General features: G+C 62.2%; 14 protein-coding genes. 5 read left to right on the top strand and 9 right to left on the bottom strand.

Annotation, left to right across the window (positions count from 1 at the left end; genetic code table 11):
• Window positions 1-18: 18 nt before the first annotated feature.
• From OKW26_RS14465 to OKW26_RS14435, 7 genes are read right to left on the bottom strand one after another with little or no spacing between them, the layout of a single operon-like run.
• A complete protein-coding gene (locus OKW26_RS14465) occupies window positions 19-1452 on the bottom strand; it encodes an FAD-dependent oxidoreductase (protein WP_429354037.1) in 1434 nt (477 codons plus the stop codon).
• Complete coding sequence (locus OKW26_RS14460; RefSeq protein ID WP_429354036.1) at window positions 1449-1757, bottom strand: (2Fe-2S)-binding protein; 309 nt, start codon at window positions 1755-1757, stop codon at window positions 1449-1451. Before OKW26_RS14460 ends, OKW26_RS14465 begins: the two co-directional genes overlap by 4 nt.
• Entirely contained in the window at window positions 1735-2838 is a 1104-nt protein-coding gene (locus OKW26_RS14455) for an NAD(P)/FAD-dependent oxidoreductase (protein ID WP_429354035.1), read from the bottom strand. Before OKW26_RS14455 ends, OKW26_RS14460 begins: the two co-directional genes overlap by 23 nt.
• Complete coding sequence (locus OKW26_RS14450; protein ID WP_429354034.1) at window positions 2835-3629, bottom strand: ABC transporter permease; 795 nt, start codon at window positions 3627-3629, stop codon at window positions 2835-2837. Before OKW26_RS14450 ends, OKW26_RS14455 begins: the two co-directional genes overlap by 4 nt.
• On the bottom strand, window positions 3626-4543 hold the full coding sequence (locus OKW26_RS14445) for an ABC transporter permease (protein ID WP_429354033.1): 918 nt from the start codon (window positions 4541-4543) through the stop codon (window positions 3626-3628). Before OKW26_RS14445 ends, OKW26_RS14450 begins: the two co-directional genes overlap by 4 nt.
• Window positions 4540-5667, bottom strand: coding sequence for an ABC transporter ATP-binding protein (locus OKW26_RS14440; RefSeq protein WP_429354032.1), 1128 nt, complete (start codon window positions 5665-5667; stop codon window positions 4540-4542). Before OKW26_RS14440 ends, OKW26_RS14445 begins: the two co-directional genes overlap by 4 nt.
• 23 nt (window positions 5668-5690) lie before the next feature.
• Entirely contained in the window at window positions 5691-6719 is a 1029-nt protein-coding gene (locus OKW26_RS14435; protein WP_429354031.1) for an ABC transporter substrate-binding protein, read from the bottom strand.
• A gap of 140 nt (window positions 6720-6859) precedes the next feature.
• Between OKW26_RS14435 and OKW26_RS14430 the strand changes: the two genes are divergently transcribed.
• Entirely contained in the window at window positions 6860-7759 is a 900-nt protein-coding gene (locus tag OKW26_RS14430; protein ID WP_429354030.1) for a LysR substrate-binding domain-containing protein, read from the top strand.
• A gap of 562 nt (window positions 7760-8321) precedes the next feature.
• Window positions 8322-9458, top strand: coding sequence for an IS110 family transposase (locus tag OKW26_RS14425; RefSeq protein WP_090812128.1), 1137 nt, complete (start codon window positions 8322-8324; stop codon window positions 9456-9458).
• Between the two features lie 1157 nt (window positions 9459-10615).
• Here OKW26_RS14425 and OKW26_RS14420 read toward each other — a convergent pair.
• The gene (locus OKW26_RS14420) at window positions 10616-11248 is read right to left on the bottom strand and encodes a TetR/AcrR family transcriptional regulator (RefSeq protein ID WP_429354029.1); all 633 of its coding nucleotides are present in this window, start codon (window positions 11246-11248) and stop codon (window positions 10616-10618) included.
• Between the two features lie 127 nt (window positions 11249-11375).
• On the opposite strand from OKW26_RS14420, the gene OKW26_RS14415 reads away from it, so the two are divergent.
• The 3 genes from OKW26_RS14415 to OKW26_RS14405 all read left to right on the top strand — a co-directional run bounded on the left by OKW26_RS14415 (window position 11376) and on the right by OKW26_RS14405 (window position 14007).
• Window positions 11376-12323 carry an SDR family NAD(P)-dependent oxidoreductase gene (locus OKW26_RS14415; protein ID WP_429354028.1) on the top strand — a complete coding sequence of 316 codons (948 nt, stop codon included), beginning with the start codon at window positions 11376-11378 and terminating at the stop codon, window positions 12321-12323.
• Window positions 12324-12373: 50 nt separating this feature from the next.
• Window positions 12374-13120 (top strand): SDR family NAD(P)-dependent oxidoreductase, encoded by a 747-nt coding sequence (locus tag OKW26_RS14410; protein WP_429354027.1) that lies wholly within the window; start codon window positions 12374-12376, stop codon window positions 13118-13120.
• 140 nt (window positions 13121-13260) lie between these two features.
• Window positions 13261-14007 (top strand): SDR family oxidoreductase, encoded by a 747-nt coding sequence (locus OKW26_RS14405; protein WP_429354026.1) that lies wholly within the window; start codon window positions 13261-13263, stop codon window positions 14005-14007.
• Window positions 14008-14341: 334 nt separating this feature from the next.
• Here the strand turns inward: OKW26_RS14405 and OKW26_RS14400 are convergent, their stop codons facing one another.
• Window positions 14342-15259 (bottom strand): LysR family transcriptional regulator, encoded by a 918-nt coding sequence (locus OKW26_RS14400; RefSeq protein WP_429354025.1) that lies wholly within the window; start codon window positions 15257-15259, stop codon window positions 14342-14344.
• Window positions 15260-15308 lie beyond the last annotated feature (49 nt).

The following is a 15308-nucleotide window of genomic DNA, read 5'->3' as shown; positions in this document are numbered from 1 at the left end:
TAAGGATGGGGGACGCATTCATTTGGGTACAAACTCCGTTGGTTTTGCCGCGTTGAGGTCCGGGATGTGAGACTCCGCAAGATCGCGGAGGCTCACCGGTTTGATGGGCGGCCGGATACGGTAGTAGCCGACCTCCGCCATGGGCTTCGCATGTGCCTCGGAGAGTAGTTCGGCGACCGTCAGGCCGCATAGACGTCCCTGGCACGGTCCCATGCCGCAGCGGGAGAACGACTTGCTCTGGTTGGGCCCGGTGCAGCCAAGACGTGCCATCGCCCTGATCTCGCCGGCGCTGACTTCCTCACAGCGGCAGACGACGGTTTCATCTGCAGGACGGCGAAATACGTCCGCCGGACGGTATAGCGTGTCGAGGAAAGGGCGCACGGCGCGGTGCCGGTCGAGTTGTCGCCGCAGCGGCGCGGCCTGTTCATCACGCGCATCACGGCTCAGCGCGCCAAGCCGATGGCACAGGTTCAGCGCGGTCAGCACGCCCGCTGTCCGGGCTGCGATTGCGCCGTGGATCCGAGCCCCGTCGCCCGCAATGAAGAGGTTCGGCACCGTTGTCTCGCCCCATGCGTCGGTGCGCGGATGCCAGCAAAGTTGGGCCTCGTCCCAGCGATGCTCGCAGCCAATCGAGCGTGTGAGTTGCACGTTTGGCACAACGCCCTGATGCAGCAGGACGATGCTCGCGCCGAGCCTCGACGTACGCCCTCCGGCAGCGTATTGCACCGACTCTGCACGGCCGTCGCCTTCCACCGAGAGTCGGGTCACATGGCGAATGTGTGGAATGCCACTGCGCCGGATCGCATTCAGCAAACGCCTGCCCTTGAGCAGATACGCCGGTGTACGCAATGCGCCAGGCAGGTCTGCAAGCGCGCGCCAGTAGTTGCGCGAAGGCGTCGTATCGAGTATCGCCGCCGGTGCCCTGCCCGCCTGAATGAGTTGCCACGCAAACAGATACATTAACGGTCCGCTACCCGCCAGCACGACCGGCCCATCGGGTAGCATGGCCGACGACTTGAGAAGCGTCTGCGCCGCGCCAACCCCCATGACTCCAGGGAGCGTCCAGCCCGGAACCGGGCACGGCCGCTCGTAGGCGCCGTTGGCGATCACCACGGCTTTCGCCCGGATCTGTCCGCTCGCCGCGGCGCGGCCGCGACGTGTGAAGCTGATCTCCAGCGCGCGCGTGATCTGCCACACGAGCGTGTCGGGCCAGTAGCGCAGCGGCGTTTTAGCGAAGCGCGTGACCAGGTCCGCGCCATCGGTGTAGTCGTCACCGAGCAGTGCCGCATCGGGCAGCGGCGAGCACCCGACGTTGCGATAAATTTGCCCGCCGGGCAGCGGGTTTTCGTCGAGAACCAGCACGTCGAGGCCCGCACGCGCCGCGTCGAGCGCGCACGACATGCCAGCTGGCCCGGCGCCGACGATCACAATGTCCGCCGTCTCGATTGTCATACGAGTGCCCTCGCGCCAGCCATGGCTTTAACTTCCATCCCGTCGCGCACGCGCACCATACAGGCCTGCTGGTTCGGCAAGCCATCGATTTCGACCAGGCAATCGAAGCACACACCCATCATGCAATACGGCGCGCGCGGGGCAGCGCCCACAGGTGTGTGGCGGAACACGGTGACGCCGGCATACAGGAGTGCTGCCGCCACGTTGGCGTATTCCGGGACCTCCACCCGTTGACCATCAACGACAATCCGCACCGTGCGGGGCGATGCGCCGTCGATCTGACTAAACAGCGAAACGTTTTGCATAGAAATAGTCCAGAAGTGAAGGACGCTGGCCGCCGAGCAACCAGGCAACGAGCAACTCGCAATGCGCGGCTGCGAGCGTCACGCCGCTGTGGCAGGTTGCGACAAACGCACCGGGATGCGTCACAGATTCTTCGTAGACAGGCATGCTGTCCGGTGTCATCACGCGTAGTGCACCCCATGCGCGCACTACCCGCACGTTTTTCAGCAGAGGGAACTGCGTCACGGCTTTGCGGGCGATGTGCGCGACAATCTCAGGTGTCACGCCATCGTCCATGCCCACATCCTCCGCGGATTCGCCGAGCAATACCGATCCCTCTGCCGTCTGCCTCACGGACAGCGTCGGATACTTAAGGAACGGACGCACGCGTTCCGTCACGAGGATCTGACCGCGCAGCGGAATGACGGGCGCGGTCAGCCCTACCATCGGCGCGAGTTCGCGGTTGCCGAGACCCGCGCACAGCACGACGCGTCCAGCTTCGAGCGTGCGCTTGCCGGTGTCGACACGAAAGCCTCCGTTCGCGCGTTCAATCGACTGCACAGGAGCCTCCGGCACGTAGTCGCCGCGCGCCCGCTCGAATGCGAGGAACAGGGCTCGCAGCGTATAGAGCGGGCTCACGTGACCATCGTTTTCCGAGTAGACCGCACCGGCTAGGTTCTGGCCGATCTCCGGGATGCGTTCAGCCAGTTGCTGGCGGTCGAGGATGTCATACGTGAGACGTGCGTCCTGGGCGTGTAACTGGCGCAGCGTATCCACACTGCCCGCCAGCGCGTCATCGGTCAGCGCGATGCTGACGCCACCCGGGCGCGAGTAGCCGAGACTGAGCGACGACGCTTCTTCCAGCTCCGCAGCGAACGCTGGCCAAAGCAGCGCCGATTCGAGCGACCAGCGACCGTAATCGACCTGCTTCCTGCCTTTACCCGATACCCAGATCAGGCCGAAGTTTCCGCGTGCGGCACGTACGCTGGAATCCTCTCCGTCGAGCACGATCGTCTTCTGGCCACGCTTGGCGAGCCCGTAAGCAATCGCCATCCCAACCAGACCGCCACCGACGACCGCAAAGTCATATTCCTGTTTCATCAATGCTTCCCCATCAGAACCTTGTCGAGCCCGACGAGCCGGTCAAGCGCGAACATCAGGCCGAGCGTGACGGCCATGATCACCGTTGCGACTGCCGCGACCATCGGATCGACGGTTTCAGTCATGCTCATGTAGATGCGCACCGGCAGCGTGATCGTGGTCGGCGCCGCGATGAAGATCGTTGCGGTCAGCTCGTCGAAGCTGCTCGCGAAACCCAGCACCCAGCCGGCGGCAATGCCCGGCACCAAGGCGGGTAGCGTGATGCGCCGAAAAGTGATCCATGCGTTTGCACCGAGCGAGACAGCGGCGTGCTCGGCATCGCGCGTCGTCGTAACCAGCGACGCCATGATGAGCCGCAGACAATACGGAAACACCAGCATCACGTGCGCCATCACGAGCGAGACAAACGACCCGGACACACCAATACGCGTGAACAGTTGCAGCAACGCGACGCCCAGCACGACGGGGGGAATCATCAGTGGCGAGAGCAGCAGCGAGTTGATCGCGTCGCGACCGGCAAAGCGGTAGCGCGTCAGACCCAGCGCGGCGGGCACGGCTAGCATCGCCGCGAGCGTGGCGGAGAGCGTCGCGAGCCACAGGCTGTTCGAAAGCGCCTGAGTGAAATCCGGATCGTCAATCAGCGACTCGAACCAGCGCGTCGAAAAATGAATGGTCGGCACGCTAAGCAGATTGCCCGGCGTGAAGGCGACGAGACAGACGACCGCAAGCGGCGCTATCAGAAACACGGTGAACGCCGCGTGGAAGCCAAGCGCAACAGGACCGTTCCGATTCATGATGCGGCCTCCCCAAGACGACGCTTCAGGCGCCGCTCGATAACGCGGCTGTAGAGCGCGATGACGCCGAAATTCAGCACGAGCAGGCAGACGGCAATCGCTGCACCCATCGGCCAGTTCATGCTGTGCAGGAACTCGTCGTAGGCCGCCGTTGCGACCACCTTGAGGCGTCGCCCCCCGATGAGCGCGGGTGTCGCAAATGCGCTCGCGCTCAATGCGAACACGATCAGGCTGCCGGACAGAATGCCGGGTGCAGTCTGCGGCAAGACAATGCGACGCCATACCGTGAGTGGGCCAGCTCCGAGCGAAATGGCCGCGTTGGCCATCTGTGGATCGATGCTTTGCAACGCGGTCCAGACGGACAGCACCATCAGCGGCACCAGTGCATGCACCAGCACGACCACCACAGCCCAAAACGAGAACAGCATCTGCGGCGCTGCGTCAACCAGATGCAGGCGCACGAGCAATTGCGCGACGACGCCCTGACCGTCCAGCAGGATCGACCAGCCGAGCGTGCGCACGACGGCTGAGATAAACAACGGCCCGAGCGTAAGAATCAGGAAGAACGCCCGCCAGCGCGCCGACATGCGGAAGATGATGTAGGCCTCGGGTACGCCCACCACGATCGTTCCAAGGGTCACGCTGATCGCGAGTCCGAACGTGCGCAGGAATATCTCGTGGTAGTACGGATCGGCGACGATCTGCGCGTAGTTATGCCACGAGTAGACGTCGAGCACGCCGCCCAAGGCCGCGTCGAAGCCTTGCAGGCTCAGCACGCCGACGAGCGCCATCGGAATGATAAGCAGCAACGCGAAGAGCAGTGTCACGGGCGCGACGAGGAGCGGACCGTTCGGCCGCTTACGGCGCGTTGCGTGCGGTGGCAACTGCCGGATCACGGGGCGAGCGGCGCTCATCGTGAGGCTCCCGCAGTGCGCGGTGCGAGCGGACGCAGCGCGGCGCCGGGCCAGTCGAGGCCGACCGCGTCCCCAACCTTCGCCACGTGGCCGCCACAGTTCGCAAGCTGTACCTGCAGCTCGCCGATATCGGTGCTCACGTTGACTGACCAGCAGTTGCCGTGAAACGCGCACGCGCGAACCTGCCCGTCCACGTGTCCTGCGCCGCTTGCGACCAGCTCGATGCGCTCGGGACGCAGCGAGAACGCGTATTCCCCGCATGCGTGCGGCGCCACAAGTGGCAGATTCGCAGTGCCCACTCGCAGCACCCGCTTCACACCGTCGTACGCGACCAGCCCCTTCAACACATTGGCGCGGCCGATGAAATCCGCTGCGAAGAAACTGCCGGGATCGTCATAGACGCCGGTCGGAGTATCGAACCGGACCACCGCGCCCTGATTGAGCAAGGCGACGCGGTCGCTGATTGCTAACGCTTCGGCCTGATCATGCGTGACCATGATGCTGGTAGTGCCGACCTTCTTCTGGATTGCGCGTAACTCGGCCTGCATATCGTGACGCAGTTTCGCGTCAAGGTTGGACAACGGCTCATCAAGCAGCAGCAATGGCGGCTCGATGACCAGTGCACGCGCGAGCGCGACTCGCTGACGCTGCCCTCCCGACAGTTCGCGCGGGTATTTCGATGCATGGCGGCCGAGTTGAACCAGCTCGAGCGCGGCGAAGGAGCGGCGCTTGCGCGCTGCCCGGTCGACGCGCCTCATCTGCAGCCCGAACTCAACGTTCTCCGCAACCGTCATGTGAGCAAACAGCGCGTAACTCTGGAACACCATGCCAAGGCCGCGCTTTGCAGGCGGTGTGCCGACAAGTGATCGACCTTCGAGCCTGATATCGCCCGCTGTAGGTTCGACGAAGCCGGCGATCATCTGTAGGGTCGTCGTCTTGCCGCAGCCCGATGGTCCGAGCAGAGAGACGAACTCCCCACGCGCAACATCGATGCTGAGGTTGTCGACCACGACCGTCTCGCCGTACTGCTTGTTCAGGCATTCGATCCGTAAATAAGTCATGAATTTGGTAGACCTTGCGATTCCTCTGGCGACAACGGAAAGGCACCCGGCGGCGTCGCCCACCACCGTCAGGTGTCAACGGCCAGTCAGCGTTCTACGTCACGATTCCATTGCTGGGTCCAGGTCGCGCGCTTGTCGTTGACCACGTCCCAGTCAACCTTGAGCATCTTCGCAACGGCACTCGGACCCGGTACACGCGCGGCAATCGCCGGGGACAACTGCGTTTGTTTGTTGACCGGCGCGACGCCCTCTTCTTCTGCGTACATCGCCTGGATTTCCGGCGACAACGAGAACTGGACGAACTTCTGGGCGAGATCGTTCGGCGCGTCATGTTTGACCGGGCACATGCTCAGACCCATTACCATCGCCCCTTCCTTTGGCGCGACGAACTTGACCGGCACGCCCTGGTTGCGCAACGCCTGCGAGCGGCCATCGCCCCATGCGGCAAGCGCGATGCTGTCGGTCTGGAACAGTTCGGAGATTTTTCCCGGCGATGGATCGAACGACAGCACGTTCGGTGCGATTGATGTCTTCACCGTGTCGAAGCCAGGCTGGATGTTCTGCTCGCTGCCGCCACTCAGATGGGCAAGCACGATCAGCGTCTGCAAGCCGTAGCCGTTGCTGATAGTGGGAAACTCGACCTTGCCTTTGTAGCGCGGGTCGGCCAGGTCGTGCCACGAGGTCGGCGGCGCCCACCCCTTCGCTGCAAACAGGCGCTCGTTGTAGACGAGGCCAGTGGCATCCAGCCCGATCGTCACCGCCTTGTTGCTCTTGAAGCGGGCTACGTCATACAGGTTCTTGTAGACCGGTGCGTCGGTGAGGGTGTCGCAAAAGCCGAGCTGGATCGCCTGATACATCGGACCGTCGTCCAGGAAGACGACATCGAGGCTTTGCTTGCCTTTTTGCGCCTGAAGTCGCGCCATAGTCGTCGTGGAGTCGCCCGGAACGACGACCACCTTGACGTTGTTGGCCTTCTCGAACGGCGGAATGATCTTTTCCCGCAGGAGCTGTTCGAAGGATCCGCCGAAAGCGCCGACGTAGAGCGTCGTTTCAGCGTGCGCCTGCGCGGCGGCGAAAACGCCGGCGAGCATGATCGGGACGATACGTTTGTGCATTGAATTCTCCACCGATATCTGAATGTTATGCTGAGGAATATCTGGTTTATTCTGGCCGTTGAGACAGTTTTGTGTGCCAAATTGGCACCGTCAAATCAGAAATTCATCACAATCGATGCCAAAATGTTATGGAGCAGTAAATGAAGAGCCGACAGCTTGAAGCGTTCCGGGCGGTGATCTTGCGGCAATCGATTACGCGAGCTGCCGAAATGCTGCACATCACGCAGCCAGCCGTGACACGCCTGATCCTCGATCTGGAGACGGAAATCGGCTTTAGCCTGTTTACGCGCGAGAAAGGCCGACTTTTCCCCACTTCGGACGCGCTGCTGCTCTATCAGGAAGTGGAGCGCTCATTTGTCGGCGTTGAGCGCATTGCCCATGCTGCGCAGCAGATTCGCTCGCTCACAAGAGGATCGCTGAACGTCGCGGCGGCTCCTGCATTGGCGTTGAATCTGCTACCGGAGTGGATTACCGAGTTCACACAGGCACACGAAGGGGTGACTGTGTCGTTACTCGTCCACGGTACGAGACTGGTCGGGGAACTGGTAGCGAGCGAGCAATGCGATATTGGATTCGTGACGTACACAACATGGCAGCCGGGCGTACGGCTTGAAACGCTGTTTAGTGCCGATATGAAATGCATCCTACCCAAGGGGCACCGACTTTCGCGCAAACGGGTCATTACCCCCGAGGACCTCGCCGGCGAAAAGTTCATTTCGTTTCCGCGTGAGCTCGATACGCGCCGCATCGTCGACGATATTTTCGCCGCGCGGAAAATTGAGCGGGTGATGAGCGCGGAGTGTCAGTTATCGGCGGCGATAGCAGCGTTTGTGGCACGAGGCGCTGGTGTGTCGGTCATCGATCCGGTGTCCACCGACTATATGACAGAAGGCGTCTCCGTCCATGACTTTGCGCCCGCGATCCCTTTTGAATACGGCGTCGTTACATCCGACAGGCAACCGCCGTCGCGTCTCACGTGCGCTTTCGTGGAATTCGTGCGGGAGAGGGTGAAGGAGCGAACAGATCGCCCCCGTGCCTGATTCGCAGCCGGCGCTGTCGCGCGTGGAATGATGGGCAACCTTGTCGGGAACGAACGCCCCGCATAAGCGAACTCATGCATGGCATTCGAAAAGGTCAGTTCACCTTGTTTCGCATCCTTCTCAATGATAGCCCGACGCTTGCCTGATGGAAGGAGATCCTGCAGGCCTGACGCGATGCGAAAAACGCCCGTCTACACTCACGGGTGCGATGCGTATCTGGGCGCCTGTCAGTGGTTCTTGTCGCGCTTGTGACTCAACCAGCACGAGTGAGTAAAAAGACAAACGGGCCCATCCGAACTGAATCCGGACGTCTGCGAACGGCTCCAATGTAGAAAGTTCAGTGGCCGGTTGGGGGCGATAGCACGTGGTCGCTCTGCTCGCAAGCGCTCATTGCTAAGGACCGCTTCGAACGGAATCGTGAATGACAGGGTTGGCCGATGACGCACCGGTGATCGTCGGCGTGCGACGGGCCGGTGTCGGGGCGGAGATGCTATGTGGGACTACCCAAGCCAGACCCGTTTAGCTAAAACGGAATTTCCAACCCTGTGCAAAGGAGACGGAAATGTCGGCGACCCAGACAGTCCCACAAGGCAATGATACGGCGATCCAAGTCCAGCTCTACATGAGCTTCGAACTCGGCGACAAGTCGTGGAAGTTGACGGCCAGCGATGGCCGGCGCGGCCCGAGCCGTTTCAGCGTGCACGCCGGCGACACGGCTGCGGTGCTCGACTGCGTGCGCCGCGCCAAGGAGCGCTGCCAGCTCGAACCGCAGGCCCCGGTGCATTCGTGCTATGAGGCCGGCCGCGATGGCTGGTGGCTGCATCGCTGGTTGAGCGGGCAAGGCATTGACAACCTCGTGGTCGACCCGGCGAGCATCGAAGTGAACCGACGCGCCAGACGGGCCAAGACCGACCGGCTCGACGGCGATAAGCTGCTGGTGATGCTCAGGCGCCACCACGCTGGCGAGCGCATCTGGTCGGTGGTGCACGAGCCCACGCCCGAGCAGGAAGACGCGCGCCGCACGCACCGTGAACTGGCCCGGCTGAGCCAGGAGCGTACCGCCCACACGAACCGCATCCGCTCCCTGCTGGTGCTGCACAACCTGCGTGTGCCGGTCATCGTCGGCGGGCGCGACTGGGCGGCGTGGTGGGAGCGCCATCGCGAGCAGGTGCCGCCGGTGTTGCGCGGCGAGATCGAGCGCGAGAGCGCGCGGCTGGCGCTGGTCAGGCAGCAGCTCAAGGTGCTGGAAGCGGCGCGGCGCCAGGAACTGGCCGAGGGCAAGCATCCGCTGGTGGCGCAACTGGCACGGCTGCGCGCGATCGGCCCCAAGGGCGCCTGGGTGCTGGTCAAGGAAGTGTTTGGCTGGCGACGTTTCGCCAACCGGCGCGAGCTGGCCGGCAGCCTGGGGCTCACGCCGACACCCTACGACAGTGGCGGCAGTCAGATCGAGCAAGGCATCAGCAAGGCGGGCAACAAGCGAGCGCGCACGATGCTGGTCGAACTCGCCTGGCGCTGGCTGCAGCTGCAGCCCGACAGCCTCCTGACCCAGTGGTTCAACCGGCGCTTTGCCGGCGGCGGCAAGCGCATGCGGCGCGTGGGCATCGTGGCGTTGGCGCGGCGCCTGGCTATCGCGCTGTGGCACTACCTCGAGCACGGCGAGATTCCGGCCGGCGCCTCGCTCAAGCCGGCAGCTGCCTGAAATTCCGGGCAGCACGGGTACCACGCAACGCCTTCGCACGCAACACGTCATCATGATCCAGGGTCGACGCGCCCGGAACGTCGGCGGGTCACGGCACCCCGTGACCGTCTCGCAGAGATGGGGCGCGCCCATAACCGGGGTTTGCCAGCGCGCCTTGCGCGCATGCTGCATGAGGTGCAGGGTGTTGGCGCCCTGCACGGATAGAAGTTCGTTCGGGCACTGGCTCGAACGCTCATCACACCCCGACCCCGGACCAGGATGGCACAGCCATGTCGCGCCAAGGCATCACGCGCTCAACAACCTACAGGAGCCACCATGAAATCCAAGCCCTTCACGTGATCAAAAACGGCTTGACATACAAGTCCCCATAGAAGCCGACGTTCGAACGTCTATGTGAAAGCGCGGGCGAACGTCCGCAGTTGGCCGACTGTATGCATTCGACCCACTTCACCGTAAGCAGCCGTTCACAACAGGTCGTCCTTTCCCGGCGACCGCTTTATGCATCATCGTTCAGCGCGTGCAATCGGCCACGAGCCGCCGGTCGAGGTCGCCATCCGATTTGAATAGCGAAGGTCTCGTCCGCCCTCGCTGAATGGGCGGTTTCCGGCGAGCGAATTGCCGGTGGTACTGCCTCAACCCGGCCAACAACGGCCTGTTGTGAAGGGCCGCTTCGGAGTCGCCTGCACGGAACCCTAGAAGTCTCATCGGACACGAGCATGCGTCACTACAACGGACGTTGGACGAAGATCGAGGTGACGAATTTGCCTGGTAGGGAGCTTCCGACTGGTACTTCGAGGTCAGCCCGGAGAAGACCGTAGTGCGGCAGATGGAGGTGTACGACGCGGTAGTCGTTCTGCAGTACCACCTACGGCATCTTGAGGTGATTCGGAGTTGTCACAGACAAGCCGTGCGATGCCGCGCGGTTTCCAGTTGCCGAGATTGCGCGCAACGATTTCGAGAGGGCATGGTCAACTCATGCTGCCGCGAATCGCCACCCGAGAGGGACCGCACGTGGGGCCAACTGGCTTACGGGCTTCGATTTCCAGATCAAGGTGATCCACCCTATCCGAAACGGGAAACGATTGATCGGGTTTGAGGGGCGCGCGGAGCGGCAACTACCAAAGCCTACTGCCCCGCAACGCCCCTTAACGTCGGCGTCAGCTTTCTGGCCCCGCGTTTCCACGCCGCGGCAAGAGCACCAAGTCGGCCGCTTCGTCAGCATCTTTCAGGAGCGTCTTGCGCGGCGTGCCTATCTGCGCACGCATGGTCAGGCCACGAGCAAAATCCGTGACTTGCGTTGCGCGCGCGACTACGGGAAAGTCAGATGCGATTTCTCCCGCGGAGATCCCATCCCGGAAACGGCGCTCCACTAGCGCCGTACCGCCAGCGACCGCGCTCTGCAGGAACCGCTGAACCTCAGCGTCGTTCACAAGCGGCGCGACGCACACCATAAGGCAGCCCCGGGCGGACCCTTTCTCGGTCGCACTTTCGACGGCGTACCTCAAAAAGCCCGCGATCGAGTCGCGAAGACTCTGTGGCGAGAGGAGCGCCTTCGCGGCTCTTGCGCCCTTCCGTTCTGCATACGCTTTAAGGACGCGCAAAAATATCGTCCGCTTGTCGCCGAAGACGGCATACAGGCTCGGCCGTCCCACGCCCATCCCGGCGACAAGATCGTCGATCGTGACGCCATCATAGCCTTTCGACCAGAACACCTGGGTCGCCTTTTCCAGCGCGTCTATCTCGTCGAAGCTGCGCGGCCGTCCACGCGGCACAGGGAGATTATGAACCATTTAGTTTAAAACTCCTTGACACCTGTTAATGCACCAATATATAACTGAACAGTTCTAAATTAGCAAGTTGGTCCCAGCCTCGCGGGGCCTTACGACTCGACCTTAACCATTTACCACGGAGACGCCCTTGGAACATTCGATCGCTCTCGTAACCGGCACCACCTCCGGGCTCGGTCATGCGGCAGCCCGCCTTCTTGCCGGAGCGGGCTGGCGCGAAATCATCATCACCGGGCGCAGCCTGGCTCGAACCCAGGAAACGGCCGCACAGCTTGCGGCGGAGACCAAAAGACAGGTCTTCACGCCGCTGGAGCTGGATCTGAACACGCCCGCCAGCGTTCAGTCCGCCCTCGCCGAACTGGTCAAGCGAGGTCAGCCGATCGATTTCCTACTGCTCAATGCCGGGATGGTCCCTGGCAAGGCGCGCGTGATCACCGCGGCGGGCGTCGAGGCTTCTCAGGCCCCGCTCATTGGCCATCATCAATTGACTGTCGGGTTGCTCCGCGCCAACCTGCTGAGCCCCAACGCGCGGATTGTTATCGCCGGCGCGGAACCTGCCCGAGGGGGCGTACCCCTGTTCCGCTACACCGACGTGGACGCATTCGCTGCCAAATACCACCAGGGCGATCTGACCGCTGCTATGGAAGTCCTGATTCGCAACGGGCCGAACGTGAAGTACATGCCCAACAACGCGTATGCCGACGCAAAGCTCATTATCGCTTGGTGGGTCGCGGCACTGGCGCGCCGGCTACCCTCCGGCATGGCCGTGTACGCTGTCTCGCCCGGTGCGGCGACCGACACCAAGGTGGTGCGAAACGCTGGCCCGGCGTTGAAGTATCTGTTTGTCCCAATCGCGAACCTCATTCCCGGCATGAATCAGACGCCGGAGACCGCGGCCCGTCGGTACCTCCAGGCGTCGGAGTTCGGAACCGACGTCTCAGGGCAATTCTTCGCCTCGGCTCAAGGGAAGTTCACAGGCCCAATTGAGGCGCAGCGCCACCCACACCTCCACGATGGCGCTAATCAAGAAGCCGCGTGGCAGGCCGTCGTCAACGTCTCTGGCGTCAACTTGTCTTAAGCGATCACGAGAGCCACCGGGCTCTGCGCTCAAACGAGAAGGAAACCAAAATGTCACTATTGAAAAACAAGATTGCGGTCGTCACGGGCGGCACCAGCGGTATTGGCCTCGCGACTGCCAGGAGGTTCGTTGAAGAGGGCGCCTACGTCTTCATCGCCGGTCGCCGCCAGGCCGAAATCGAAACGGCCGTCGCGGGGATCGGCAGGAACGTCATCGGCGTAAAGACCGACATCTCAAAGCTCGATGACCTCGACCGCTTCTACGAAACCGTCGCGAAGAAGGGCAAGATCGACGTTATTTTTGCGAGCGCGGCCTTCGTTGAAAAAACGATGACCGCCGAGGCGACGCCCGAGCATTTCGACAATACATTCAACACCAACGCCCGCGGCACTTATTTCACCGTTCAAAAGGCTCTGCCCCACTTGAATGACGGAGCCTCCATCATCCTCGTGGCGTCCGCCGGAAAGAACAAAGGCTTACCGGGCCGCAGCACCTACAGCGCCACCAAGGCGGCGCTGAGGTCACTAGCCCGGACGTGGACCAGCGAGCTTAAAGATCGGAAGATCAGAACCAACGTGTTAAGCCCCGGCGCCGTCGAAACGCCGATGTTCAACGATCAATACCCCTCTCAGGATGCCGCCGCCGAAGCCCGCAAGCAGATCACTTCGATGACCCCGCTCAACCGCTTGGGCCGCCCGGAAGAGATCGCGGCCGCGGCGCTGTTTCTTGCCTCGGACGAAAGCAGCTTCATCGCCGGTATCGACCTTCCGGTCGATGGCGGATTAACAGCAGTTTGAGCAAAGAACAGAAGCCACCCAGCGGTTACAGTATTTTGAATTAAATAGTTCGAATTTCCTTGGCACGGCCATCACGTCTATTTTTTTACCAAACAGTTCAAAATCCCCAAAACAACCCCCACCTCGCAAGGAGAATACACATGAAACGGTATCAAGGTAAAAAGGTGGTAATTATCGGCGGCACGAGCGGCATGGGACTCGCGACGGCGAAAACGCTCCTCGATGGAGATGCGCGCGTACTGGTGACGGGTCTCTCGAAGGTCGGCCTGGAATCGGCGCAGAAAGAGATTGGAAAGAACGCCATCGTGGTTTCGAGCGACGCGCGGTCGTTGACCGACATCGACGCCCTCGCCACTCAGGTAAAGGCCGAGTTCGACACCATCGACCTGCTTTTCGTCAACGCCGGGTTCAGCATTCCAACGCCTGTCGCGAACGTGACAGAGGCCGTCTACGACGAGATGTTCAACCTGAACGCCAAGGGACCCTTTTTTGCGGTCCAGAAGCGCGCGCCGCTGATCAATCGGGGAGGCGCTGTCGTTCTCACGACCTCCGTCGCCAACGTCAAGGGACTGCCGGGCCAAGCCACATACGGAGCCGCCAAGGCTGCGCTGCGGTCATTCGCCCGGGTGCTTGCCGCCGAGCTGCTTCCTCAGGAGATCCGCGTAAACGCGGTGTCGCCCGGCCCCATCGACACGGGCATCCTCGAAAAGGTGTTCCCTACGGAAGAGATGCGTACACAGGTCAAGGGGCACACCGTCGCCATTATTCCCCTGAAGCGCTTCGGGACGTCGGAGGAAATCGCCAAGGCCGTCCTATTCCTTGCGTTCGACGCGACCTTCACGAACGGTGCCGAACTGCCGGTTGACGGCGGGTGGTCGCAGCTTTGAACGCGGTACGGACCGCACGCGTCACCAGACGGGGGCTTCACGATGAATAGGTTGGCAGCCATCCGCTACTCGACCGGATGAGCGTCCGCTTCCGGGCGCTTGGTGCGGCCAGGCCGATGGCAGCTATCGGGTCGGGAGACGCACTGCCGACTGGTCGCTTCCGGGAAGCGGAATTCCACTGGCCGCTTTCCGGCGATGCATTTGAAGAGCGGGTTGACGCAACCCGACCCTAAGCCGACGTCGGTGACAACTGGATTTGCGTGTCCCTTCCTCGATCCCTAACCGCCATTCGCCAACTGGAACAGTCCGGGGCGCATCGAATCCGTCATTCGGCCTAACTGACCGTCGCCCGCGTCTCGACCTGCCTGGCAAGATAGTCAACGATGCGTTGCGCGGGAGGCTGTAACGCGTCGAAATCTTTGAAGCACACGACGAACTGACGTTGCACCCACGAATCGGTGAGAGGAATGATCTTGATTGCAAGCACCGGTTTGTATGTCTCGGCCACTTCCACCGGCACGACGCTTATGCCGAGGCCGGCCGCCACCACGCGAAAAGCCGCATCGAAGCTCGATACGATCACTCGATAAGAAACGGTTTTGCCTACGCTCGCAGCCGCGCGCCGCAGCATCGTATGGACAGCCGTGGACGGCAGCAGGCCGACGTGCTCGTGTTCCAGCGTCTGATCGAAGCTGAGCGACGCCTCTGCCGCGAGCGGATGATCTTTATGAACCGCGAGCGCAAGCCGGTCCTTTCGGTACGGCCGGTAATCGAGCCCCTGAAGGTCGACGTTATCCCAGCACACGCCGACGCTCGCCGCGCCTTCGCGGAGTTGCCGCACGAGATCGAACGATAGCCGCTCTTCGACATCGACCCGGATGTTCTGATACTCGGGCTCGCGCATGAAAGAAGCGATGTCGTCGAGCAGCGCCTCCGCGATGGCCGAGGCCGACGCGCACACGCTCACGCGACCCTTCAGCCCGCCGCCGAACGCGGTGACGTCGCTTGCAATCCGCTCCATCGTGAACAGCACGTTGCGGCCATGCTCCAGAAGCGCATTGCCTGCCGCTGTGGGCTGAACGCCGCGCCGCGAGCGCAACAGCAGCGGCACGCCAAGTTCGCTCTCCAACTGCGCAATGCGCTTGCTGATCGCGGATGGCTCGATATGCGCCTCCTCCGCCGCCCGCGCGATATTGCGGTGATCACACACGGCGACAAACAATCGCAGCGTTTTTAGATCGATGTCGCGCATGCAGGTCTCCGAAGTCTGACATTCCAAGCGGGAAGCCTGGTGCTTCCAA

Origin of the sequence: Paraburkholderia sp. 32, from assembly GCF_050435345.1 — a bacterium.
Classification (GTDB): domain Bacteria; phylum Pseudomonadota; class Gammaproteobacteria; order Burkholderiales; family Burkholderiaceae; genus Paraburkholderia; species Paraburkholderia tuberum.
Note: the sequence above shows the minus strand (reverse complement) of the source record. Positions and strands in the feature narration are given on the sequence as shown.